This window comes from Opitutus sp. sgz309028, assembly GCF_059821195.1.
This window is the reverse complement of the sequence record NZ_JCAMRR010000003.1, coordinates 901,476-926,468: the sequence shown is the minus strand read 5'-3', so window position 1 is coordinate 926,468 and position 24,993 is coordinate 901,476. Positions and strand designations below refer to the sequence as shown.

General features: G+C 61.5%; 22 protein-coding genes. 17 read left to right on the top strand and 5 right to left on the bottom strand.

Annotated elements, in window-relative coordinates; genetic code table 11:
• From AC6RV7_RS15395 to AC6RV7_RS15385, 3 genes are all read left to right on the top strand, one after another.
• A partial coding sequence (locus AC6RV7_RS15395; protein WP_500094908.1) for an FtsX-like permease family protein occupies positions 1-1,581 on the top strand: 1,581 nt, incomplete at its 5' end.
• Positions 1,582-2,814: 1,233 nt separating this feature from the next.
• Positions 2,815-4,494: an RHS repeat domain-containing protein gene (locus AC6RV7_RS15390; protein WP_500094907.1), complete on the top strand. Its 1,680-nt coding sequence runs from the start codon at positions 2,815-2,817 to the stop codon at positions 4,492-4,494.
• A 1,027-nt stretch (positions 4,495-5,521) separates the two neighbouring features.
• Positions 5,522-5,851, top strand: coding sequence for a hypothetical protein (locus AC6RV7_RS15385; protein WP_500094906.1), 330 nt, complete (start codon positions 5,522-5,524; stop codon positions 5,849-5,851).
• Positions 5,852-6,383: 532 nt separating this feature from the next.
• Here the strand turns inward: AC6RV7_RS15385 and AC6RV7_RS15380 are convergent.
• The gene (locus tag AC6RV7_RS15380; RefSeq protein ID WP_500094905.1) at positions 6,384-6,698 is read right to left on the bottom strand and encodes an IS66 family transposase; all 315 of its coding nucleotides are present in this window, start codon (positions 6,696-6,698) and stop codon (positions 6,384-6,386) included.
• Between the two features lie 47 nt (positions 6,699-6,745).
• Between AC6RV7_RS15380 and AC6RV7_RS15375 the strand changes: the two genes are divergently transcribed.
• From AC6RV7_RS15375 to AC6RV7_RS15360, 4 genes are all read left to right on the top strand, one after another.
• Positions 6,746-7,363: a transposase gene (locus AC6RV7_RS15375; protein WP_500094904.1), complete on the top strand. Its 618-nt coding sequence runs from the start codon at positions 6,746-6,748 to the stop codon at positions 7,361-7,363.
• Positions 7,350-7,550: a hypothetical protein gene (locus AC6RV7_RS15370; protein WP_500094903.1), complete on the top strand. Its 201-nt coding sequence runs from the start codon at positions 7,350-7,352 to the stop codon at positions 7,548-7,550. Before AC6RV7_RS15375 ends, AC6RV7_RS15370 begins: the two co-directional genes overlap by 14 nt.
• Before the next feature lie 10 nt (positions 7,551-7,560).
• Entirely contained in the window at positions 7,561-7,818 is a 258-nt protein-coding gene (locus tag AC6RV7_RS15365; protein WP_500094902.1) for a hypothetical protein, read from the top strand.
• 801 nt (positions 7,819-8,619) lie between these two features.
• A complete protein-coding gene (locus AC6RV7_RS15360; protein WP_500094901.1) occupies positions 8,620-9,768 on the top strand; it encodes a TIGR03118 family protein in 1,149 nt (382 codons plus the stop codon).
• A 108-nt stretch (positions 9,769-9,876) separates the two neighbouring features.
• On the opposite strand, the gene AC6RV7_RS15355 is transcribed toward AC6RV7_RS15360, so the two are convergent.
• The 3 genes from AC6RV7_RS15355 to galE all read right to left on the bottom strand — a co-directional run bounded on the left by AC6RV7_RS15355 (position 9,877) and on the right by galE (position 12,098).
• Entirely contained in the window at positions 9,877-10,728 is an 852-nt protein-coding gene (locus AC6RV7_RS15355) for an MBL fold metallo-hydrolase (RefSeq protein ID WP_500094900.1), read from the bottom strand.
• Positions 10,729-10,773: 45 nt separating this feature from the next.
• Positions 10,774-10,980, bottom strand: a complete 207-nt coding sequence (locus AC6RV7_RS15350) for a hypothetical protein (RefSeq protein WP_500094899.1) — start codon at positions 10,978-10,980, stop codon at positions 10,774-10,776.
• A gap of 125 nt (positions 10,981-11,105) precedes the next feature.
• Positions 11,106-12,098 (bottom strand): UDP-glucose 4-epimerase GalE, encoded by a 993-nt coding sequence (gene galE / locus AC6RV7_RS15345; protein ID WP_500094898.1) that lies wholly within the window; start codon positions 12,096-12,098, stop codon positions 11,106-11,108.
• A 192-nt stretch (positions 12,099-12,290) separates the two neighbouring features.
• On the opposite strand from galE, the gene AC6RV7_RS15340 reads away from it, so the two are divergent.
• The 9 genes from AC6RV7_RS15340 to AC6RV7_RS15300 all read left to right on the top strand — a co-directional run bounded on the left by AC6RV7_RS15340 (position 12,291) and on the right by AC6RV7_RS15300 (position 21,655).
• Complete coding sequence (locus tag AC6RV7_RS15340; RefSeq protein ID WP_500094897.1) at positions 12,291-13,529, top strand: beta-ketoacyl-[acyl-carrier-protein] synthase family protein; 1,239 nt, start codon at positions 12,291-12,293, stop codon at positions 13,527-13,529.
• A 19-nt stretch (positions 13,530-13,548) separates the two neighbouring features.
• Entirely contained in the window at positions 13,549-13,812 is a 264-nt protein-coding gene (locus tag AC6RV7_RS15335; protein WP_500094896.1) for an acyl carrier protein, read from the top strand.
• A gap of 126 nt (positions 13,813-13,938) precedes the next feature.
• Positions 13,939-15,423, top strand: coding sequence for a phytoene desaturase family protein (locus tag AC6RV7_RS15330; protein WP_500094895.1), 1,485 nt, complete (start codon positions 13,939-13,941; stop codon positions 15,421-15,423).
• Between the two features lie 80 nt (positions 15,424-15,503).
• Entirely contained in the window at positions 15,504-16,370 is an 867-nt protein-coding gene (locus tag AC6RV7_RS15325) for a sugar phosphate isomerase/epimerase family protein (protein ID WP_500094894.1), read from the top strand.
• Between the two features lie 140 nt (positions 16,371-16,510).
• Positions 16,511-17,959: a phytoene desaturase family protein gene (locus AC6RV7_RS15320; RefSeq protein ID WP_500094893.1), complete on the top strand. Its 1,449-nt coding sequence runs from the start codon at positions 16,511-16,513 to the stop codon at positions 17,957-17,959.
• Positions 17,960-18,440: 481 nt separating this feature from the next.
• Positions 18,441-18,884: a 3-hydroxyacyl-ACP dehydratase FabZ family protein gene (locus AC6RV7_RS15315; protein WP_500094892.1), complete on the top strand. Its 444-nt coding sequence runs from the start codon at positions 18,441-18,443 to the stop codon at positions 18,882-18,884.
• Between the two features lie 20 nt (positions 18,885-18,904).
• The gene (locus AC6RV7_RS15310; RefSeq protein ID WP_500094891.1) at positions 18,905-19,741 is read left to right on the top strand and encodes an enoyl-ACP reductase FabI; all 837 of its coding nucleotides are present in this window, start codon (positions 18,905-18,907) and stop codon (positions 19,739-19,741) included.
• Positions 19,738-20,763, top strand: a complete 1,026-nt coding sequence (locus AC6RV7_RS15305; RefSeq protein ID WP_500094890.1) for a 3-oxoacyl-ACP synthase III — start codon at positions 19,738-19,740, stop codon at positions 20,761-20,763. Before AC6RV7_RS15310 ends, AC6RV7_RS15305 begins: the two co-directional genes overlap by 4 nt.
• Before the next feature lie 7 nt (positions 20,764-20,770).
• Positions 20,771-21,655 (top strand): alpha/beta fold hydrolase, encoded by an 885-nt coding sequence (locus AC6RV7_RS15300; protein WP_500094889.1) that lies wholly within the window; start codon positions 20,771-20,773, stop codon positions 21,653-21,655.
• 7 nt (positions 21,656-21,662) lie between these two features.
• Here AC6RV7_RS15300 and malQ read toward each other — a convergent pair whose 3' ends face one another.
• The gene (malQ, locus tag AC6RV7_RS15295) at positions 21,663-23,249 is read right to left on the bottom strand and encodes a 4-alpha-glucanotransferase (RefSeq protein ID WP_500094888.1); all 1,587 of its coding nucleotides are present in this window, start codon (positions 23,247-23,249) and stop codon (positions 21,663-21,665) included.
• A 321-nt stretch (positions 23,250-23,570) separates the two neighbouring features.
• Here malQ and AC6RV7_RS15290 point away from each other — a divergent pair, with 321 nt between their 5' ends.
• On the top strand, positions 23,571-24,917 hold the full coding sequence (locus AC6RV7_RS15290) for a glycosyltransferase (protein WP_500094887.1): 1,347 nt from the start codon (positions 23,571-23,573) through the stop codon (positions 24,915-24,917).
• Positions 24,918-24,993 lie beyond the last annotated feature (76 nt).

The following is a 24,993-nucleotide window of genomic DNA, read 5'->3' as shown; positions in this document are numbered from 1 at the left end:
AGAAAGCACTTGGCCAGTTTGCCGTTCTTTTTGGATCGCGGTTTTTGCCCTCAGCTAGCTGAGGGCAAAAGGAAACTACACCATAACCGATCCACACACAGAATTACTGATACCTCCGGCTCTAGCGGCGGCCAGGTAGCTCGCCTCATAGTGACAGAAAACTTAATTCTAGCAGTGTTTGGCGGCGCCGTCGGTCTACTTTTATCCTACTGGCTTTCGCCCATACTGTTTCGGTTTACCGTCGATGACGTTTTGCTTGCGGACGGTCTATTCCACTCTGAATGGCGGATCAGCATTTTCGGCATGGGCTTAAGTGCGTTAACAGGGGTGCTTGTCTCAGTCCTTCCCGTCTGCCGCGTATTGAACGTACAATCGTCAAACGCCCTTCTAGAGGGGCCCGTAAATCGCGGGGAGAGCCGCCAATCCAAAGGCTTCGGAGACGTCGTTATCGTCACCGAGGCTGCTCTAGCTGTGACACTTCTCTCCGTGACCGGCCTGATGATACGTACGGTATTGAATCTTCAGAACGTTCAACGAGGATTCGAGATATCGAACCAGTTGGTTGTGACCCTCGGACCTCCCGATGGTGCCTATTCCTCAACCGACCAGCGACGAATCCTCTACGAACGGCTTGAAGCGCAAATTAGTGCGATTCCGTCTGTGCAGGCGGTGTCAATTACGGCGGTGGTCCCTATGGTTGGTCGCGCGGGGACTTTGGTCAAGAGGCCTGACGGCGTGGAGTTTGACGCGGGCTACAATCCGGTAACGTCCGGATATCGGCAAGCGATTGGCCTGCGGCTTATCAGTGGACGCTGGTTCGATGATGCTACTCCATCCAGCGCGCCGGTTGTAGTGCTTAACCGCGCAATGGCCATCACCTACTTCGGCGAAGATTACCCAATCGGCCGAGAGTTCCAGTATGGCTCCGGCAAAGCGGGGCGTTGGGAGGTCGTCGGGATTGTGGACGATGTAGCAGAGCGGGTCAGGGAGAAGCCAAGACCGCAATTCTACTTCCCGTACTGGCAGCAGGAGGGCCGCGGCGTCGCGTCGTTACTTTTACGCCACTCAAGTACATCCCCCGTTGGAATGGAGGACGCTATCCGGCGGGCCGTCTTTGCCGTCGACCCGCTCATCGCTACGATGTCAATCAGTTCATTGGCTGACGCCTCCCTGAAACAATCTGCACAAGAGCGCTATATGCTTAGCGTGTTGCAGGCTATGTCCGTCCTCGCCCTCTGCCTGGCCAGCACAGGAATGTTTGCCGTAATGGCGTTCCGTGTGACGCAGCGAAGAGGAGAGTTTGGAGTACGACTAGCCCTAGGGGCAACGCCGCGCCAACTTTTTGATCTGATTCTCCTGCGCGGACTCACGCTTGCCGCAGTGGGCATAGTCCTCGGCGTCGGTGCAGCTTGGGCCATGGGCCGCTTGCTCCATAGCATCCTATATGACACCAGCGCCATCGATCCGGCGGTGTTTCTGTGCGCCACGCTCCTTTTGATGACAACCGCTGCCGCAGGGTGCTGGCTTCCGGCCAAGTGGGCCGCTCACTCGGATATCGCTACCCTGCTACGCGAAGAATAATTCACACTTGGCGGTGCCCGAAAGAAGTTCCGTTTCTACTAGGGTCATAGTCATAATTCGTCGGCAAAAGCCTTTGCGGCAGACGCCCAACCACCCGCAAACATTAATATTAATGACTGCTAAGGTAAACGTATCCCATCTGAAAGACCGCGAGCGCATCCTTCGTTCAGCGCACAAACATGCTGCATGTCACGCGTCGGACAATACCACCCTAAACATGCCAAAACCCAGGTGCAACGCGGACATCGTCATGCGGCTAAGTACTAGGTGCCTGCTAGTAGCCACGCTCTCACTCCTATTTATGCTTGCTATACCCTCCGTGGGCTTAGCCGATCCCTCCTTGTCTGTCTATGATGCCGTCTCGTCCGACTCCCAGGATAACTTCCGCCTGATCCTGCGCTTGAGCAATGCTGACGATCGCGACTATTATGCGTCGGCTGCTTCGATCACGACAATCCAGGTTCGCGCAGTATTCCGTGCAGAGTGGCGCTTGTGCTCGGTCGTACTGAACCAAGACGGAGATCAAACCAGGAGCGCCCAGCGTCTCAGAGCCGGCACTTACGCTCTGATTGATCTTACGCATTTTCGGGAGCTTCTGAGGGCAGCCAAAGAACCTGTAGAGCTTCAATGCGATCTATACAGAGACAGGTCGTGCCGTGAATTGATTCCAACAAATATCCTGAGGGTAAACATTCAGGCGATGTCGAGCGAGCAATAAGCTGCCCCTATACCACGGAGGCTTTGGACTAGAATATGGGGACGCTTGTTACCACATGTGGATTATCTCGGGGTGGTAGCGGAGGAGGACAGCACGACGGCGGGACCAGAAATTCGGGCGGCTTTCGCGGGGTTGGGCGCTCGGTTCGGCCGAGTTCAATGCAGGCCTGAAAAAGGATCTGACGGCGCAGGCTTCCGGGGCGGGGAGTTTCGAGTTACTGGGCGCGGATCGCGCTGCGCAGCAGGAGGCTCGGGAGGCGTTATGGGAGGAACGCTTGCGGGCGGCAGCGCAAGCGCTGGGGATTTCGCTGGAAGCTTTGCCGCCGCGGAAAGCGGCGAAGGAAAAGTGCAGCTCGCGGCGGTAATGAAGACGCTGACGTCCGTGTCGAACGGCTGGCTGGCGGACCGCCTGCAGATGGGAGCGCCCGGGAGCGTGACGCAATATGTGCGGAGATTTCGGGCGGCGGGAGAGAGCGAGAAGCGGGCGTTCGAAGCGGCGTTGTCAAAAGTTCAGACATGACCCCTTTGGCGCAGGTCAGCTACGACGGTTCGGTAAACACGTCGAGCTATGCCACCGCCCTTGGCCTCGGCGGAGTGGCGTCGACTTTCAGCTACGACGGTTACGGTCAGTTGCTCAATAGCGACAGCACCCTGAACACCCGCGACTGGACGTGGGCCTACAATCTCGCGGGCAATCGCAAGACCGAAGTCGATTCGACGGGGACGACCACTTACACGCCCGACCCCCTCAACCGGTACAGCTCGATCACGGGGCAGCGGCAGGAGCCGGGGATCGGTTACGATGCGGATGGTAACTTGACCCAGGATGCGATCTGGACGTATGCCTACGACGGGGAGAATCGCTTGAAGTCGCTCACGAAATCCGGACAGACCATCACGTTTACCTACGACTACGCCGGGCGGCGGATTCGGAAGGTGGTGACCGGCACGGGCGCGTATGACATCAAGTTCCTGTGGTCCGGCTGGAAACTGGCGGCGGAACTGGCCAACAACGGCGCGACGGTGAACAAGACCTTTGTCTGGGGGCGGGATTTTTCCGATGCCCAAGGTGCGGCCGGCGGCGCGGGGAGCCTTTTGGCCCAGATCAGCGGCGGTGCCGTGAGCTATGCGATCCCGGATGCGCTGGGCAATATCGTGGCCTACGCCAGTTCCAGCGGATCGCTATTGGCGACCGTGGAGTATTCGCCCTACGGGAAGGGGCTCAACGCCACCGGCGCCTGGCAGAGCTACCCGATCGGCTTTTCGGGTCAGTATATGGATTGGGAGCCAGGCATCGTCTATTACGGCCTGCGCTACTACGCGCCCAAGCACGGCCGCTTCATCAACCGCGACCCGATTGAGGGGCAAGGCGGGAATAACCTGTATAACTTCACCGCCAACCGGCCAACGCGGGCGTGGGATGTATTGGGTCTGGCATGTACTTGGAGTGGCATGTTGTTTACAGGAACAATAGGTGGAAAAGTGGTGGCATCTTGGATCGAAATCGACGATAGTCAGTGTGGCGGGACTCCTGGTGTTGTTCGCGCGTGGAGACCCGAAAGCAGTGGGGGGCCTCCGAATAGACCTCAAGGTTCCCGAGGAGATTCCGGTGGAACGGAACAAGCCCCAGATAAAACGGACGAGCAGACTCCATGCGAAAAGCTGATCTCAAAGTATTCAGCCTATCTCAAAAACAAGAACTACGGCAGCGTCGACGAGGCAGCAGTGTCTGGATTGCTCAGGACCTTGACGTCAGGTGGAGTCACGCCTGGCTCAACAGAATACGCTTTCTCGATCTACCGCGATAATAACGACCAGATTCAGCTTGGGCAGTTTGTCACGAATCGGTCAGATCGGTCGGTGAATCTCGGCCTCAACCCATTTTTCAAGCAGATGCTTAGTTTGGGTCGCTTGCTCGGCTGGGGCCATAATCACCCCCCGCCCGGTGGAGAGAGCTTTTCAGGATTCGGCGGAGATAAAGGGTTCTCCGACAATGCTGGTCCAGGTGGAACTCCCGGATATGTGGTTACGCCGACATATAGAATTCTTCGTTACGATCCTCCTGATCTCTCTCACTGGAACGATACCGATACCCGCTACGGCTATGCGAAGCCGCAAGGCACAGTATCTGATCCACTCCTCCCGCCGGAAGATGTCTCACAACTGGTTGACTGCCTCAGGGCGAAAAAGAAATAGGAACAATATGTCTCGCAGACTTCTAGTTCTCGGAATCGCGTTGTGGTGTGCCCAGCCTGGGCTGTTCGGCTTGCCAGCCGCATTCGGAACCCGGGATGCAGCGGCAAAGCATTGGTCCATATTCGAGTTGCTTTGTGGCAAAACCCCTCCGGTAACCCAGAGAGTCAGGGTGATCGGCTATCTTCACGTGGACGGCCAAACCCCGTTGCTGGCGCCATCTCCAGACGTAATCGACATGGAGGATCAGTCTTCCGTCCTTTTCTTAGAGATCGACTATAGCAAACTGAACTGCACTCTGGAGGACGTTCAGAAGCTGTCGGGGTGCTATGTCGTCTTGGAGGGTATTCTCTCTACTGAAGTGAACCGGCATGCGTTTCTCCATCGTCTGACCACGTTGAAGGACGTAACGAGGATTGAGTTCCGGGGGAGGCCTAAACGCGTTAAAACTGACTAGCCCCAAACAATTCGACGACCTCAAGTCGGACACTAATAAGCTTAGGATACACACAGGCATCGGGCTTTGAAGCGCACGGGAAGTATCACACATTCGTCATCGCGACTAACCTTGTTACTGGAAAAAGCTACATTGGGCGCGGTGGACCAAGCGCTCAATCTGCTTCAGGTTCGACTTCTGCAGTGTCGAAATCCACGAGCGGTGGCTCTCTTTCTGCCACAGCTGGTAACGGCGGATCTGGGGGGATGGGATTCGGAACGCTCAGAGGTCAGGCCGCTGAATGGAGCGATAATTTGGCGTTTGATAGACCATCGGATACGGTCCGAACTCAATCGATTGGCGTGGTGAACAGGACGTATGAGGACGTCGTTTCGGCATTGGTAGAGTTTGCGAACGTGACTAACGAGAATCAGATCCCTTACACACCAGCCGGAGGAGGTGTCTTTGGAATGAACAGCAATTCCTATGCGTTCACATTACTCGAAAGCCTTGGCTTCGAACGACCGACACCCCTGCTTCCGGCTCCCGGTTGGCGGAATGGCGAGCCATCAGCAGCGTTAACCTATTAAGCACATGAGATCCGTCCTCGTCTATCTTGCGTTCGCGTGCATCCTGCTATGTCCCGCTTGCGCAAAAGAAACGCCCATGTCTGAACAGCAGGTTGCAGCACTCGTGAATCAAAATCTAAATCCGGGAGATTCTGCTTCGAAAATCGAAGCGTTTCTTTCGGCGCAACATTGGCCATTCTCCTACGACCAGTATCAGAAGCGGTATCAATCTCACTATCCAGCAGGAGAGGAGAACACTCCTTCGTCAAAATCTGGCGTAGCGATTTGGATCTATGTCGACGATCACCGCGCCTTCAAGAAGGTCGTGGTCGAAAGGGTTTACACCGGCATTTGATGCCCCAAACAAGGCACTGAACGATTGCTACGCTGCTGCCCGAGCTGCGCACGCGGCGGATACTGCGAAGTTGGGGCAGATCGGTGAGACACGAGTCGAATCATTGCTCGGTTCAGCGGCTGCTCAACGTAGCGCCGCAAATTGGGGTTTGGCCGAGGGTATCGCGACAACTGTTCGTGATACGTCGCTCGTGGTCGCTGGCACATACGCTGTCGGCTGGGCAGCGGGTGCTACTCAATACGCGAGAATAGCGGCGAGCGGAAGGGCGTTGTATGCGACGGCGAGAAATTGGCAGGAGGTAAACGCAATGTAAGCGTCCGACGCGACACCTCATTGACGGAGCAGGGCTACGGCAGGTGCCCGTGGCCACTAACTCCGTAGTTACCGCCGTTTTGCCGAGTCATTCTACACGACTAGAGTTACCGCAACTACGAGGTTTCGTAAGCGTCCGACGTTCTGCCTCGTAGACGAGTCGTAGTTGTGACGACTACGAACGCTCGTCTGGCATAGTTGTGACAGCTACGAGGCAGTTTTACGAGGGCTGCCACTGTGCCGGCGTGAGCGGAGCGAGGTCGTCCTGGTTGCTCATCGCCGGCAATCGCCGCAGCACGTCGCGCAGATACCCGAGTGGGTCTTTGCCGTGGCGCTGACACGAGACAACGAGCGAGTAGATGATGGCGGAGCGCTGTCCCGCGTCGGGATGTCCGATAAACAACCAGTTCTTCTTCCCGATGGCGGAAGGACGGATCGCGTTTTCGACGAGGTTGTTGTCGAGGCGCGTGAACGGGTGCTGTTGATGCGCGACGAGCGCGTCCCAGTGATCGATGGAGGCGGCCGAAGGGGTCATGTGTGAACTATAGACAAACGTGCAAATCAGAAGCTGATCTGGCGCACATGCCACGGAAGCTTCGACTGGAATACGGGGGCGCTTGTTATCACCTGATCAGCCGGGGCAATTACCGGCGGGATCTGTTTGTGGGGAAGGGCGCGGCGGAGTCGTTCGAGGTCTGCGTGTTCAAGGCGGCGAAGCGGTTTCAGTGGCGGCTGCATGCGTTCGTGATCATGCGCAATCATTTCCATCTGGCGGTGGAAACGCCCGAGCCGAATCTGAGCGAGGGCATGAAGTGGCTGCAGGGGACTTGGGTCGCGCGGTTCAACCGGTTTCACGGCGAGACGGGCCGACCCTTCCAAGGTCGCTACAAGGCACTGCACGTGGAACCCGGCCATGCGCTGGCGCAGGTGGCGCATTACATCCATCTCAATCCGGTGCGGGCCAGAATCGTGCCGGTGGAGCGCTTGCTCGACTATCGCTGGAGCAGCCTGTCGTGGTTTGCCGGGAAGGGCCGACCGGAATGCCTGGAAGCGGCGACGATCCTTGGCGAATGCGGCGGTTTGCGGGACACGACGGCCGGTTGGCGAAAGTATGTGGATTATCTCGGGGTGGTGGCGGAGCAGCCAAGCTTGCGCCGAGGCGGATTGATCCCACTCTATGAGCACGATGGTTTTTGCTGAAATCAAATCGCAGATCGAGCAGCTCCCGCACGAGGAGCTGCTGAAGACGTTGGCGTTTTTGAAGCACCGCTTACGCGTGGAGAATCCCGAATATCAGCGCGAACTCGCGCAGCGTCACGTCGACATCGAGGCGGGCCATGGCGTTAGCCTGACTGAGGCGAAAAAACGCTTGGAGCAAAACGGCTGAACTGCGCGGCGTGCGTGCCTACGAAGTGATTTTGCACGAGCGGGCGTGGGCCGCACTGGCCGCGACGCGCGGCGCGGAAATGCGGCGACTGCTCGCACGACTCGACGAGTTGAAAGCTGAACCATTTCGCCGAGGCGACTTCCAACAGCGCGATACGAGCGGACGCATCAACGAAGTCCTTTTGCTTGGCGATTGGCTGGTGACGTTTTGGAGCGACCACGGCGCCGCCCACATCCACGTGGTGCACTTGGAACGCGTCGAAGATTGACCGCTGCCGCGGTTCTTTGGGCTGCCGGAGCGTGTCTCGAAGCCTGACGAGAGATGGTGAGACCTGGCGTCGTAACTCTTCGCGAGATACGACGCCGATCCAGTGAAAGTCCGGGCAGTGGGGGCCGGGAAAGCGGCCCGCAACAGTTCTTAATTCCAGCCGGGCCTCCGCGATGCATCGAATACGACGAGCGGAATCGCTCGGCCGGGGTGGATGGCGTTCGCGGGCAAGGTAGTGTTTTCGAAAACCAACCGCTTACGTTTCGTCGGACCTCAAGCCACGGCATCCCCGCAGATCGCCTGAAGGTTCCCCGAACCGTTCAGGTAGGGTTCCCGAAGGATCAGGCTACAAAACGGCCGCCTTACGTTTCCCACCATAGCCCGGCAACTCACCTTAATGCGTGCAGGCCGAGGGGAGGATATCCGACGCCTTCAGGTGATCCGTCATGGGAACTCCTGAAGGGATCTGCTCACCGAGCAGGGCATCTGGATGAATATATTCAGGAGGAGTGAAGAGAACGCAGAAAATATAGTATCGGGACGAATATAGCGGGGAAGCGCCGGACCACCGCGTTCATAGATCTGGTTTTTTCGGCAGGAGGCTCTTTCTCCAAGTTCTACGTCGGGATGCGCGTGCCGGAGACACGGCCCATCGCGCATCCAGCAGAAAAACGTAACAACCCTGTTACGAAAATCCGCCGGTGGTGGGAGTTTTCCCGATTTCGCGTTACCCGGCACGGGCCTACACTTGGCGCGCTTCCAGCGTCAACGCCCCACCTGAGTACTCAACCAGGAGACCACAGTGAAATCACACCCCCGCGGAAGCCTTTCCTTCGCGCCCGTTTTCGCAGCGCTCGCGCTCGTCGCGCTGGCGCCCGCTCTTCAAGCCCAGCTCGCTTACCGGCAGAAGAATCTCGTGTCCGACCTGCCGGGCATGGCCCAGTACACCGACACGAACCTCGTCAATCCGTGGGGCATCTCCTCCGGTCCCGCGACACCGTTCTGGGTTTCAAACGCCGGCGCCGGCAACACGACGCTGTACAATACAGCCGGCACGCCACTCCCGCTGGTCGTCTCGATTCCTCATCCGGCCGGAGGCCCCGCCGTTCCCACCGGCCAGGTGTTCAATGGCTCCGCCACTTCGTTCAATGGCAACCGGTTCATCTTCGCCGACGCCCGGGGCACGATCGCCGGCTGGCGGCCCGCGCTGGGTCCCACGGCTGAAACCATGGTCAACAACTCCGCCGCCGGCGCCTCTTATCTCGGCGTCGCCACGGCTACCTCCGGCAGCAACGACTACCTCTACGCTGCGAACTTCACGCAGGGACGCATCGACGCGTTCTCCAGCACGAACGCCCCCGCGTCTCTCACCGGCAGTTTCACCGACCCGACGCTGCCGAGCGGCTACGCGCCTTTCAATATCCAGAACCTCGGCGGCAGCCTTTATGTCACCTACGCGAAGGTGAACGACGAGGGCGACGAGGAGGAAACCGGCGCCGGTTTCGGTTTCGTCAACCGCTTCGACACCGAGGGAAATCTGCTCGGACGCGTCGCCTCCAACGGCGTGCTCAATGCCCCGTGGGGACTCGCGATCGCGCCCGCCACCGGCTTCGGTCCCTTCGATGGCAGCCTGCTCGTCGGCAACTTCGGCGATGGCACCATCAACGCCTTCGATCTCGTCAGTGGCGACCTGCTCGGGACCCTCAAAGACTCCAATGGCAACCCGCTCGTCATCGAGGGGCTCTGGGGCCTCCGGTTCGGCAACGGTGGCGCCGGTGGCAAGCCCGGCACCCTTTATTTCGCCGCGGGAATTCAGGATGAAACGCACGGTCTCTTCGGGAGCATCAGCCCGGTGCCGGAGCCGTCCACCTACGCGGCCTTCGCCGCCGTCGGCTTGATCGCGGTGATCATGCTGCGCCGCCGGCGCGCTGCGAAGCCGGTCGTCACCTAAAGGATGTTTACGCGGGCGGCGGACACCCCGGTGTGCTCGCCGCTCGTGGGTTTCATGGAGGAGACCGTTCCGCCCCACGAGCCTCCTTCGGGTATTAGTTCGATCCGCTCAACGTTCGGGGACGCGAAATGTTTCCCCGACGTTGACGGCGAGCAGTTGATCGTCACGTCCGCGGAACGCAGCCCGAATCCGCCGCGCGGGCTCGTCCATCGGCTCGGAGCTCAGCTTGAAGGTTTCGTGGTGAATCGGGACGAAGGACCGCGCGCCGGCTTGCTGCGCCATGTCGAGCGCCTGCTCCGGACTGCAATGCGCGCGAATCCACGGATCGTAAGCGCCGATCGGCATCAGCATGAGATCGAGCGAATCGACGCGTGAGCGCAGCCGCGCAAAGGCGCGCGTGTAGGCCGTGTCTCCCGCGAAACAAATGGAACGCCCCTCGCGCTCGAGCAGGTAGCCGTTGTAGCCACGGTGATGGTCGCGCAACAGCCGCGCGCCCCAATGCGACACTTCGAGCGCGGTGACGCGCACCTCTCCCGCGCGGGTTTTCACCGGCAGCGATTGGCCCCAGTCGAGTTCATGCACCTGGCGGAAGCGATGCCGCTGCAGGATATCGCGCGTGGCCCGGGCAGTGACGATCGGCGTGTCGCGGCGAAACTTCCGCAGGCTCCAGACATCGAGGTGATCGAAATGAGCGTGGCTGAGCAGAATCAGATCCGGCGGCGGGATCTCCTTCGCGCGAAGCGCCGGCGCGAAATATCGCTTCGGTCCGAGCACGAACGGCGGAATGCCGGGCCCGACGCGACGGAACAGCACCGGATCCGTCAGCACCCACACCCCGAGAAAATTCAGCAACACCGTCGAATGTCCGAGACAACTGCCCGTTACGGCGCGGTCGCTCCAGCTGGCGGGATCGGGCCGATGCCGCGGCGCTGCCGGCGGACCGCGCCCGTCGAAAATCATCTGCCGCAAAAAGCGCGCTCGCGACATCCCGGCTTTATCCGCAACTCACCGGCTGCTGCAGCCGGCCGGCGCAAAGGAACTTCGCACAAACTCCGCGTGCGCTTCGTCGATCTTTTCGAGCGCGTCGGAAACGGCGCGGCCGGCATCGGGAGAGAGGCGGCTGACGTCGCCGGAAATCGTCGCGAGCGTCGCGCGCACGATCTGCAAATCTTCATCCAACACGTGGGGAGGCAGTGACGAGGGAGCGTCCATGGGCTTTTCCGACGTCCCTTCAGCCGAAATGGTTTCCCGAATTTTGTGTGTCAAAAATTGAACGCGCCTGACACCGACACGACGCGGCGGGACGTATCTCCCGCCGCGGATTTCGACCACTCGACTCAGCGGTCGGCGTAGCCGCGCGGGTGGGCCGCGTGCCACTTCCACGCGCTGGCGACGATCGATTCGATGTCGGGATATTTCACTTTCCAGCCGAGCTCGCGCTGGGCTTTCGCCGAGTCGGCGTAGAGGGCCGGCGGATCGCCGGCGCGGCGCGGACTTTCGACGACCTTGACCGGCTTGCCCGTGACCTTTTCGACCGCGCGGATGACTTCGCGATTCGAGGTCGGTTTGCCCGTGCCAAGATTGTAGAAAAACTGCGCACCCGGCTGTCCCAGTTTATCGAATACGGCGATGTGCGCGCGGCTGAGGTCGTCGACGTGCACGTAGTCGCGCAGGCAGGTGCCGTCGGGCGTCGGATAATCCGTGCCGAACAGCTGCAGGTGAGGGCGCTTGCCAACGGCGACGTCGATCGCGACGGGAATCAGGTGCGTCTCGGGATCGTGGTCCTCGCCGATCGAGCCGTCCTCCGACGCACCGGCGGCGTTGAAATAGCGGAACGCCGCGAAGCTGAGTCCGTGCGCGTGGGCGAGGGCTTTCAGCAGATTCTCGACGTCGAGCTTCGTCTGGCCGTAGGGATTGATCGGCGCCTGCGGCAGGTTTTCGTGGATCGGCAGCGTCGCGGGGATGCCGAACGTCGCGCAGGTCGACGAGAACACGAACTTCTTCACGTCCGCCGCGATCATCGCGCTGAGGAGGTGCAGCGTGGCGTCGACGTTGTTGAAATAATACTTGAGCGGATCGGTGACAGATTCGCCGACGTAACAATACGCGGCGAAGTGCATCACGATTTCAATCTTCTCGTCGCGCAGGATGCGGCCGACCGCTGCTTCGTCGCCGAGATTCGCGTTGTAAAACGGAATGTCCGCGGAGACGGCCTGCCGGTGGCCGTAAACGAGATTATCCAGCACCACCGGGCGATGGCCCGCGGCGATGAGCTGGCGAACACAGTGACTGCCGATGTAGCCGGCGCCACCTACGACGAGAACATTCATAAGGAAGTAGGAGTCAGATGGATTGCGGTGTTACGAACCGCCTCGCAATGACAAATCCCGCCGACGGACGTTCGCCACGGAGCGATTTTACTCCGCGGATTTGTCGCGGGAAACGCGTCCGGGTGACGAACCGTGTCTGGAAAGATTGCTTTCGCCCGCGGCTTTCGTAGCCATTGCCGTTTTGTCCAATTCATGAAGCCAGCGCGCATCGTCATCACAGGAGTCGGGTTGACCGCCCCGAACGGCAACTCGCTTGCCGAATTCCGCCGCAACCTGCTGGAGGGCAAAGCCGGAATCGAGCGCATCGACATCCGCTACATGGGCCCGCAGCTCGCCGGCGTGTGCCACTACGATCCGCTGCGCTACCAGAAAAAGAAGGAAGTGCGCGTCGGCACGCGCGCCGGCAGCATCAGCATCTACTGCGCGCGCGAAGCGCTCGCGGACAGCGGCGTGAATTGGGACGCGGTGCCCAAGGATCGCGTCGGCATCTACATCGGCTGCACCGAGCACGGCAACGTCGAGACGGAAAACGAGATCTACAACATCTCGAAATTCAATTACGACACGAAGTTCTGGTCGCACTACCACAACCCGCGCACCGTCGCCAATAATCCGGCCGGCGAGACCTCGCTCAACCTCGGTGTCACCGGTCCGTCCTACACGATCGGCGCGGCGTGCGCGGCGGGAAATCTCGGCCTGATCCACGCGACGCAGATGCTGCGGCTCGGCGAAGTCGATTTCGCGATCTGCGGCGGCGTGAGCGAGAGTATCCATACTTTCGGTATCTTCGCGGGCTTCAAATCGCAGAACGCCCTCGCGACCCACGAGGACCCGCATCAGGCGTCGCGTCCGTTCGACAAGGCCCGCAACGGCATCGTCATCAGCGAAGGCGGCGGCTTGTTCACGCTCGAGCGGCTCGAGGACGCGCAGGCGCGCGGCGCGAAGATCTACGGCGAGATCGCGGGCTATCACGTCAACTCCGACGCGAGCGATTACGTGCTGCCGAATCCGGCGCGGCAGGAAGAGTGCATTCGCGCGGCGATCGCGCGCGCGGGCCTGACGCCGGCCGACATCCATCTCGTCAACACCCACGCCACCGCGACGCCGCTCGGCGACATCCAGGAGTGCGAGGCGATCCGCGCCGTGTTCGGCGAGAACTGCCCCGACACCTACATCAACAACACCAAAAGCTACATCGGCCACTGCATGGGCGCGGCGGGTGCGCTCGAGCTCGCGGGCAACCTGCCGTCATTCGAGGACCTCACGGTTCACCCCACGATCAACGTCGACGACCTCGATCCCGCGTGTGCGTTGCCTAACCTGGTGTTGAACCAGCCGCGCACGGTTGCGAAAGTGGAAACCATCCTGAACAATTCTTTCGGGATGCTCGGAATAAATTCCACGTTGATTGTTAAACGTTTTCGCGCCTAATTCCGCGCCTCAGATCAAAATGACCAAAGACGAATGCAAGAAGGTGGTGCTCGACATCATCGCCGATATCGCCCCTGACGAGGATTTGAGCAACGTGAAGCCGGACGTTCGCCTTCGCGATCAGCTGCAGCTCGATTCCATGGACTTCCTCGACATCGTCATGGAGCTCCGCAAGCGCTACGGCATCGAGGTGCCGGAGAAGGATTACCTGCAGCTCGCATCCCTCGACAGCTCCGCGGAATACCTCACGCCGAAGTTCAACGCGCTCGCCGGCAAAAGCTGAGCGCCCGAACGCGACGCATGTTTTCAAGCCGGGCTTTCCAGCCCGGCTTTTTTGTCTCATCGAAAGGACGTCGCCGGCCTCGCAACATAGCGTCGGCGACGACCGCTTGAGACCTCACTTTCCCTCGTGAACACCTCCTCGCACTACGACGTCGTCATCATCGGCGCGGGCATGTCCGGCCTCGCGGCGGGCATCCGGCTGGCGCATTTTGGAAAGAAGGTGTGCATTTTCGAACGGCACAACGCCGTCGGCGGCCTCAACGGCTTCTACAGCCTCGCCGGGCGGAAATTCGACGTGGGCCTGCACGCGATGACGAACTTCGTGAAGCCCGGCGTGAAGGGCTCGCCGCTCACGAAGCTCCTGCGCCAGCTCCGCATCGATCGCGCCGAACTCGATCTGTGCGAACAGCGCCAGTCGCGCGTTGCCTTCGGACCGCACGGTGAGACGAGTCTGCGGTTCTCGAACGATTTCGCGTTGTTTGAAGCGGAGGTCGCGCGCGCTTTCCCGCAGCAGATCGATGGATTTCGTCAGCTCGTCGCGGCGATCCGCACCTACGACGACGTGTCGCTCGACGCCGCGCCCGAATCCGCGCGCACCGTGGTGCGGCGGCACCTCACGGATCCGCTGCTCGAGGACATGCTGTTTTGTCCGGTGATGTATTACGGCAGCGCGCAGGAGCGCGACATGGAGTTCGGGCAGTTCGCGATCATGTTCAAGGCGCTGTTTCTCGAAGGCTTCGCGCGGCCGTTCGACGGCGTGCGCGTGATCCTGCGCGTGCTGCTCGAAAAATACCGCGCCGCCGGCGGCGAGCGGCGGATGAAATGCGGCGTGCAGCGGATCGTGGCGCGCGCGGGCAGGGCGGCCGCGCTCGTGCTGGACAGCGGCGAGGAGATCACGGCGAACCACGTGTTGTCGTCGATCGGCGCGCCGGAAACCGAACGCTTGATCGAACTCGGCCGCGCGGCTCCGCCGCCGGAATCCGAATCGGAGGAAAACGCGTCCTCGACGCGCGAGATCGGCCGGCTGTCGTTTGTCGAAACGATCAGCGTGTTCGATCGCCAGCCGGCGGACCTCGGCTTGGGCGGCGACACGATCGTGTTTTTCAACGACTCCGCGCGTTTCGATTACGCGCGGCCGGACGACCAGGTCGATCCGCGCAGCGGCGTGATCTGCATTCCGAACAATTTCGATTTCGGCGCGGAGCGTCAGCTGCGCGAAGGCATCCTGCGCGTTACCTGCCTGGCCAATTACGATCGATGGGTGGACTTGGGCGAGGACCACTATCGCGCCGATAAAGCGCGCTGGTTTGACGCGGTGCAGCATTCGGCGCTCCGGTTTTTGCCGGAGTCCGCGGATCCGGGGCGGATCGCGGACGCAACGCTGACCACCGACATGTTCACGCCGCTCACGATCACGAAGTTCACCGGCCATTTCGGCGGCGCGATCTACGGCTCCCCGGTGAAGCACCGCCAGGGCCGCACGGAGCTGGCCAACGTTTACCTTTGCGGCACGGATCAGGGATTTCTCGGGATCGTCGGCGCGATGCTGAGCGGGATCTCGATGGCGAATTACCACATTCTGCAGAAGGAAGCGGCGGGCGGGGGGAGTTGAGTAAGCCATCGGCGGGAAAGCGCTGCCGGCTGGCGCTTGCAAAACCTTTGACCCGCGCGAACGTCAGAGCCGTTCACCCCATGAAAACCAAACTGGCTTGTTTGCTCGTTCCGATTTTGGCCCTTGCCGCGACCGCGTTCGCCAAAGGTCCCGATTTCAAGGACCACCTCGGCATCCAAATGTGGAGCCTCCGCGAAACCACGAAGGAAAGCGGTCCGCTGAAGTCGCTCGACCTCGTGAAAAACTACGGCCTCACCGAAGTGGAGACGGCAGGCTTTGGCGACCTCACGGCCGAGCAATACGCCGCGGAGCTGAAAACGCGCGGCCTGAAAGCGATCGGCGCGCACTACGGCTACGACGCGCTCAAGAACGATCTCGATGGCGCGATCAAAGCCGCCAAGACGATCGGCGCGACCTACATCATCTGCCCCTGGCTGCCGCACGAGAAATCCGGCTTCGACGACGCGCAGGCGCGCAAACTGGCGGCGGATTTCAACGCCTGGGGCAAGATCGTGAGCAAGGCCGGCCTCAAGCTCGGCGTGCACCCGCACGGTTTCGAGTTCGTGCCGTCGCAGAGCAAGCCCGGCGAGACGGCGTTCGACGTGTTCGCGAGCGAAACGGATCCGAAGAATGTCGTGTTTGAGATGGACGTGTTCTGGGTCTTTCACGCCGGCCAGGATCCGGTGAAAATGCTGGAGAAATACGGCAAGCGTTGGGCGCTCCTGCACGTAAAAGATATTCGCAAGGGCGCCGTCACCGGCCTCTCCACCGGTGGCGCGCCGCCGACCGACAACGTGCCGGTCGGCGAAGGTCAGATCGACTGGCCCAACGTCCTCCGCACCGCGCAAAAGGTCGGTGTGCAGCATTACCTGATCGAAGACGAAACGCCCGCCGCGCTGCAGTGCATCCCGAAGAGCCTGTCCTACCTGCGCGGGCTGAAGCTCTGATTCGGCGGAAACGTCGAGCGCGTTCGCCCGTTTTCGGGCACGATTGTCATTCGGCTCCGCCTCGGCGGAGCCGTTTGCGTTTCGGGCGGGCCTGAAACCCCTTGCGCTGGCATCCGCAGCCTCTTCACTGATCCGCTTTCATGGCTTACGACTGGCTCAAAGGAGTTGCCGACGACTACGATGTGATCGTGATCGGCAGCGGTCTGGGCGGACTCACCGGCGCGAACGTGCTGGCCAAGTCCGGCCACCGCGTGCTGCTGCTCGAGCATCATTATCAATTCGGCGGGCTCGCCACGTGGTTCACGCGCAAGGGCGGACACATTTTCGACATCTCGCTGCACGGATTTCCGTCCGGCATGATCAAGTCCTGTCGCAAATACTGGTCGAAAGAGATCGCCGACTCGATCGTCCAGCTGAAGGACATCCGCTTCGTCAACCCGCAGATGGACGTGTGGACGACGTTCACGCGCGAGGACTACACGCGGGTGCTGGTCGAGCAGTTCGGGCTGGCGCGCGAAAAGGTGGAGTCGTTCTACGACTACCTCCGCGCGATGAATTATTACGACAACAACGCGGAAACGACCGGCGAGATGCTCGAACGGTTCTTCCCGGGACGCGACGACGTGAAGCGACTGCTGATGGAGCCGATCGCTTACGCCAACGGCTCCACGCTCGACGATCCGGCGATCACCTACGGGATCGTGTTCTCGAACTTCATGGGCGCCGGCGTCTACACGTTCCGCGGCGGCTCGGACCTGCTGATCGAAAAAATGGTCGCCGAGCTGAAGCGCAACGGCGTCGAGCTGCGGAAGAAAGTTCTCATCGAGAAGATTCTCGTCGAGGAACGCGACGGCCAGAAGGTCGCCTGCGGCGTGGTCGCCCCCGGCGGCCGCGTGATTCGGGCCAAGGCGATCCTGTCCAACGCCAACATCAAGAACACGATTCTCCGGCTGGCCGGAGAGGAGAATTTTCCGCCCGACTACATCGCGGCGGCCAAGGCGGTGCGGATCAATTCGAGCTCGTGCCAGGTGTATCTCGGTATCCGCAAGGGCGAGAGCATTCCGCACATCGGGGATCTGGTGTTCACGTCGGCGAATCCGAAATTCAGCAGCCAGGAGCTGACGCATTTCAACACCACGAGCCGGACGTTTTCGGTTTATTATCCCGACACGCGTCCAGGCTCGGACCGCTACACCGTGGTCGTGTCGTTGAACAGTCAATACGCCGACTGGAATGCACTATCCGAGGAGGATTACGAACGCGAGAAGGAGCGGCTGATCGAGGAATCGATCGCGGCGCTGGAAAAGTTCATCCCGGACGTCCGCGCCAAGATTGATTGGAAGGAGGCCGCCACGCCGCGCACGATCGAGCGTTACACGACGCACATGGGCGGCACGTCGTTCGGCACGAAATTCGAAGGGCTGAAGGTGTCGATGGACCTGTCGGAGAAACTGCCCGGCCTGTATCACGCGGGCTCGGTCGGCATCATCATGTCCGGCTGGCTCGGCACCATCAATTATGGCGTGATCGTGGCCAACAAGATCGACAAGGCGCTGCACGCGATGAAGTCAGCCACCGCGATCGGCTGAAAGACTGAGTAGTTACACAGAGGGCACGAGAGGTGGCACAGAGAGCACAGAGTGATTTTTCGAGAGTCGGCCTTTCTCCGTGACCTCCGTGCATCCTCTTGTGCCCTCTGTGTAACTTAAATTCCCCATCATTCTCCTCATTTCTCAATTCCAAGAGCCAAGGCATAGCTGAATAGTTACACAGAGGACACACGAGGTGGCACAAAGAGCACAGAGTGATTTTCAAAGAGTCTGCCTTTCTCCGTGACCTCTGTGTTTCCTCTCGTGCCCTCTGTGTAATTTAAATTCCCCATCCATTCTCCTCATTTCTCAATTCCAAGAGCCAAGGCATAGCTGAATAGTTACACAGAGGACACACGAGGTGGCACAGAGAGCACAGAGTGATTTTCAAAGAGTCTGCCTTTCTCCGTGACCTCTGTGTTTCCTCTCGTGCCCTCTGTGTAACTCAATTTCCACCCCCATCTCTTCACTTCCCACGTCCATGAGCCAAGTCACCGATCTCATCCCTCATCGCCCGCCGTTTTTGTTTGTCGACGAGATCGTCTCGGAATCGGCCGACGGACTCGTGACGAAGCGGACGTTTCGCGCGGACGAGGATTTTTACCGCGGCCATTATCCCGGCGCGCCGATCACGCCGGGTGTGCTCCTCTGCGAAGCGGTCTTTCAAACCGGTGCGCTGTTCATGTCGCGTCAGGCTGCGGCCGCCGGCGCGAAGCCGGGCGAGGGCGTGCCACTGCTCGCGAAGATCAGCGATGTGCGTTTTCGGAATCCGGTTTTTCCGGGGGAGACGATCGTCATCGAGGTGAAACGCAAGGAAGCGCTGGGCGGCTTCACGATGATGAGCGGTAGCATCAAGAGCGGCGAGAAACGCGTGCTGACGGTCGACTTTGCCGTCGCGTGGAAAACGCCGGAAGCGAAAGCCTGAGCCGCGCCGCGCACACTTCCATGGCCGATTTTCTCCAGCTCAGCGGCAAAACCTTCGTCGTCTTCGGCGTCGCCAATCGCAAGAGCGTCGCGTGGTTCGTCGCCAAATCGCTCGAAGAGCAGGGCGCCCGCGTGATCTACAGCGTGCGCTCCGAAGCGCGCAAGAGCTCGCTCCAGACGCTGCTCGCTGGAAAGCCGGTTTTTCTCTGCGACGTGGAGCACGACGGCGCCGCCGCGAAGCTCGCGACGCAGATCGCCGCCGAGAGTTTTGGGCCGATCCACGGCCTCGTGCACTCGATCGCCTTCGCGAACTACAGCGAGGGCTTCAAACCGTTTCACGAAACGAAACGCGCGGATTTTCTGCAGGCGACCGCGATCTCGGCGTTCTCGCTCGTGGAGATTGCCAACGCCTTCAAGCCGCACCTCGCGCGCAACGCGTCGGTCGTCACGATCGGCATTTCGTCGCTCGTGGTCACGCCTGACAACTACGGCTACATGGGCCCGATCAAGGCCGCGCTCGAGTCGGCTTCGCGCTTTCTGGCGAAGTCCTTCAGCGCCGATACCGAAGTGCGCTTCAACGTCGTCGGCGCGGGTCCGCTGAAAACCAGCGCCTCGGCGGGCATTCCCGGTTATCTGGAAAGTTATCTCTACGCCGAAAAACTCACGTTTCGGAAACGCAATCTCTCGACGCAGGAGGTGGCGGACACCGCGCTTTTCCTGTTGAGCGAGCGGAGCAGCGGCATCAATGGCGCCACGCTCGTGGTCGATGCCGGCTTGGGCTCGAACTATTTCGACAAGGAAATCATCCGGTTGGCGATGCGGCCGCCCGGCGCCGCTCCAAGTTCGGGCAACGCATGAAATTCGAGCACGTTTGCCTCGAAGCGATCGCCGTCGCGCTGCCGGACGAGATCTGGACCTCCGCCTCGATCGAGGAGCGGCTGCGCCCGCTTTACGAACGGCTGAAGCTGCCGGAAGGCCGGCTCGAACTGATGACCGGAATCCGCGAGCGCCGCATGTGGCCCGCCGGCACGCATCCGTCCGACGCGAGTGCGGCCGCGGGTCGCGCCGTGCTCGCGCGTTCGGGCGTCGCGGCGGAGCAGGTCGATCTGTTCATCCACGCCGCGGTCAGCCGCGACATGCTCGAGCCGGCGACCGCGTCGTTCGCCCATCGCAAGATCGGTCTGCCGGGCACGGCGCAGATCCTCGACGTTTCCAATGCCTGTCTCGGCTTTCTCAACTCGCTCACGCTCGCGGCCGGGCTGATCGAAAGCGGCCAGATCCGCTGCGCGTTGATTGTATCCGGAGAAAATGGACGCCCGCTGGTCGAGCAGACGCTGCGGACTCTCGTCGACCGGCCGCTGAGCCGCAACGAGATCAAACCGTATTTCGCCAACCTGACGATCGGTTCGGGCGCGGTCGGTGCGGTGGTCTGTCACCGCTCGCTCGTCCGCGGCCGCGCGCACCGGCTGCTGGGCGGCGTCGCCCGCGCGGCGACGCAGCACAGCGATCTTTGCCAGGGCGACACCTACGGCGCGGAATCGCTCGCGATGCAGACCGACTCCGAGCAACTGCTGCTCGCCGGCGTGGCGCTGGCGCGCGAAACGTGGGCCGATTTCACGCGCGAGCACGGCGACGCGTTCGATCGCTTCGTCTGCCACCAGGTCGGCAGCGTGCACCGGCGAAAACTCTACGAAACGCTCGGGCTCGACCTGGCGAAGGACTTTTCGACCTTCGAAACGCTGGGTAACACCGGATCGGTGGCGCTACCTGCGACCCTCGCGCTCGGAATCGAAGCGGGCGCGGTGCGCGAGGGCGATCGCGTCGGTCTGCTGGGCATCGGCAGCGGCCTCAACTGCCTGATGCTGGCGCTGGAGTGGTGAGCCGAACATGAGCGCCCCGACGATCCCCGCGTGGCTCGCGCCGCTGTATCCGTTTTCGCCGCACACGTTCACGACCGCCGGCGGCGCGCGGATGAGCTTCCTTGACGAAGGGCCGCGCACCGATTCCGCCGTGCTCATGCTCCACGGCAATCCGACGTGGTCGTTCTATTATCGCGACCTGGTCCGCGCGCTCGCGCCGACACGCCGCTGTCTCGTGCCGGATCACGTCGGCATGGGACTGTCGGAGAAGCCGGAGAACTATGACTATTCGCTCGCGACGCGGATCGCCGACGTCGAGGCGTTGATCGACCGGCTCGGGGTCAAACACATCGACCTGGTGGTGCACGACTGGGGTGGCGCGATCGGCTGCGGCGTCGCGGGGCGACGACCGGAGCGGGTAGGGCGCATCGTGATTTTGAATACGGCGGCGTTTGTGTCGCCGCACCTCCCGGCGCGGATCGCGCTCTGCAAGGCGCCGCTGCTCGGACCCTTGCTCGTGCGCGGCGCGAACGGCTTTGCGTGGCCGGCGACCTGGATGGCGATGCACCGGCGCCGGCTCACGACGGACGAGAAGCGCGGGTATCTGTTCCCCTACGATTCGTGGGCGCATCGCGTCGCGGTGAGCGCGTTCGTGCAGGACATCCCGATGAACGCCACGCATCGCAGCTGGTCCACTCTCACGGCGGTCGAGGCGAATCTGGCGCGACTGCGGGACAAGCCGGTGATGATCGAGTGGGGCGGCCGGGATTTTTGTTTCAACGACCGCTTTCTCGGCCGCTGGCGCGAACTGCTGTCGCAGGCCGCGGTGCACCGCATGGCGGACGCCGGGCACTACGTGCTTGACGATGCGCGGGACGAAGTGCTGCCGCGCATCGTCGAATTTCTGCGTTGAGCGCGGATTATTCCTGTGGGGCCGGTGCGGGCTGCTTTTTGCCTTCGCGGCCATAGAGACCGGCGAGTTCGCGCAGGTAGGGGGAGGCGCCTTCGCGAAGACTGCGCAACTGTTCGGCCTGGTAGCGCCACGACCAGTTGCCTTGCGAGGTACCGGGTTTGTTGAAGCGCGCCGCGGAGCCCAGGGAAAGCAGGTCCTGCAGTGGCACGATCGCGAGATTGCTGACGGCGCCGTAGGCGGCGCGAATGAAATCCCAGCCGATCTCACGCCCGCTTACGCGGAGGTAGCGGCGCACGTGGTCGCGCGTCGGCTCGTCGATGGACGCATACCAGCCCAGGGTGGTGTCGTTGTCGTGAGTGCCTGGATACACGGCACTGTTGGCGCGGAGATTGTGCGGCAGGTAGAGGTTGTCGGCACCGCTGCCGAAGGCGAACTGCAGGATCGCCATGCCGGGCAGGCCGGTGGCCTCGCGGAGCGTGATCACCGAGGGACTGAGGTCGCCGAGGTCCTCCGCGATCAGCTTTGCGTGCGGCAGGCGTTCGCGCAGGCGTTGAAAGAAGGGCAGCCCCGGTCCCGGTTCCCATTTTCCGGTGCGGGCATTCGGCGCTCCGGCAGGGATGGCCCAATAGGTGTCGAACGCGCGGAAATGATCGATGCGGACGACGTCGTAGAGTTCGAAATTCGCGCGCAGGCGGTCGAACCACCACGCGTAATCCTCGGCGGCGTGCGCGGGCCAGTCATAGAGCGGATTGCCCCAGAGCTGACCGTCGGCCGAAAAATAATCCGGCGGCACCCCGGCAACGACCGTCGGTCGCGACGTCGCGGGATCGAGCCGGAACAGTTGCGGATGCGCCCAGACGTCGGCGCTGTCGATCGCCGCGAAGATCGGCGCATCGCCAATGATCGTGATGTCGAGGTCGGCGGCGCGCTGCCGGAGCCGGACCCATTGGCCGAAAAAGAGGTATTGGACGAATTCATACGCCTCGGCGCGCGCGGCCACCTGGCCGGCGAGCGGCGATTTCCGTGCGCGCTCCAGCGAGCGGACCTCCGCCGGCCACTCCCACCAGGGCTGGCCGTTGAAATGCTCCTTGATCGCCGAGAAGAGACTGTAGCCGGGGAGCCAGTTTGCATGCCGCTCCCGAAACGTGTCGAAAGACCCATACGGCAGCGGGCGCTTCGAATCGCGTTTCCACGCCGCGTGCGCGGAGAACAGGATCGGCAGTTTGAGCTGATACAGCGCGCCGAAGTCGACGCGGTCCTGACTCAGCGCACGCAGCGGCTGCAGCGCCTCCTCCTTCAGCAAGCCGGCCGCGACGAGCGCACCCGGATCGATCAGGTAAGGGTTGCCGGCGAAGGCCGAAAAGCACTGGTAGGGCGAATCGCCGAAGCCGGTGGGGCCCAGCGGGCACAGCTGCCAGGCCTTGATGCCGGCGGCGGCGAAGAATTCGAGCAGCTCGATCGCTGCCTGATCGAAGGCGCCGACGCCGTAGCGGCTCGGCAGTGCAGTGGGGTGGAGCAGCACGCCCGCGATCCGTTCGTCGAGCCAGTTGAACACTTGGGGACCGGCGGCGGTGGAAGAAAGTGGAGTCGCCATGGTGAGGAGGTCGGAATGCAGCTTCGGAGGCGGGCGAAACGAAGTAAAGCGGCCGCATGGCGCCGGCGAGTCTTGGCCGGCCGTCGTTTCCATGACCTCAGGACCGGGAAACCGGGGTCGTGTGAAATCCGGGAAGATTTTCCGGATTTGGCGCGCTGGCAGACGCTGACATAAACGTCAGGTGGTGGACCTTGTTGCACAGGGAGTTGTGCTCAGGTTGAACCCAACGGTGACGGCCATCCGGCCAACGCAGTGACTCCAGTGGAGTCTGACGATGCGCACCTTCTTTGCGGGCGGATGTCTTCACCGCCTCCATGCTTTATGACGAACAACGTACTCAGAGCTGACAGTCAGCTCCCCCGAATCGCAATGATTTCAACGCACGGCTACGTCGCCGCCGTGCCGCCGCTCGGCGCGGCCGACACCGGCGGACAGGTGGTCTACGTGCTGGAGCTCTCCAAGAAACTCGCCCAACTCGGCTACGAGGTGGACATCTGGACCCGCCGGTTCGAGGACCAGCCGGAGTTCGACCAGGTGAACGATCGCGTGCGCGTGATTCGCGCGCGCTGCGGCGGCAACGAATTTCTACCGAAGGAATACCTCGTCGAGCACATCGACGAATGGGGCGAAAACGCGCTGCGGTTCATCCAGAAGAACGGCCTCAAATACGAATTCATCAACAGCCACTACTGGGACGCCGGCGTGGCCGGCCAGCATCTGGCCGAGGTGCTGAACGTGCCGCACATCCACACGCCGCACTCGCTCGGCTTGTGGAAGCAGCGTCAGATGGAGCGGGACTATCCCGGCGACAGCGCGAAGTTCGAGAAACAATACAACTTCTCCCGGCGCGTGCGCGACGAGCGCAAGCTTTACGCCGACTGCAGTCTCGTCGTGGCCACGACGCCGCCCCAGCTCGATTTCATCATCAACGACTATGGCGTGGCCCCGGAGCGGGTGCGCATGGTCCCGCCGGGTTACGACGACAATCGTTTTTATCCGGTCGGCGAGGCGAGTCGCGAGGCGATCCGCCAGCGGCTCGGCTTCAGCGGCTCCGTCGTGCTCGCGCTCGGCCGACTCGCGCGCAACAAGGGCTACGACCTGCTGATCGAGGCATTCAGCCTCGTGGCGCAACGCGAACCGACGGCGAACCTGTATTTCGCGATCGGTGGTGCGGACCTGAACGAGGCCGAGCAGAAATTCTTCGACGAATTGAAGGAGCTGGCGGCGAAGTCTTCCGCTGCGGATCGCATCAAGTTCGGCTCGTTCATCAGCGAGGAGGAACTCCCGGACTATTATCGGGCGGCCGACATGTTCGTTCTCTCCAGCCGCTACGAACCGTTCGGCATGACGGCGATCGAGGCGATGGCGTCCGGCACGCCGACCGTGGTGACGGTGCACGGCGGATTGTATCGCGCGCTCTCGTTCGGACGGCACGCGCTTTTTGCCGACCCGTTCGACAAGGAGGATCTCGGGATCACGATGGCGAAAGTTTTCCGTCACTCGCGACTGCGCAGCCGTCTGTCCCGCATGGGCGCGCACAAGGCCCGCAGCCTGTTCACGTGGACCGGCATTGCCCAGCAACTCGTCGCGGCGGTCGAACACCGGCCGTCGACCGCGCTGACGCTCGACGACAAGGAGTGGGACGAGCCCTGGAACGATCTGGATTGAGCGGGCATGGCGTCCACCGCTTCCGAAAATCTGCGGCCCGAGGATGCGAAGCCGCGCCGGGTTGCGAAGAGAAGTT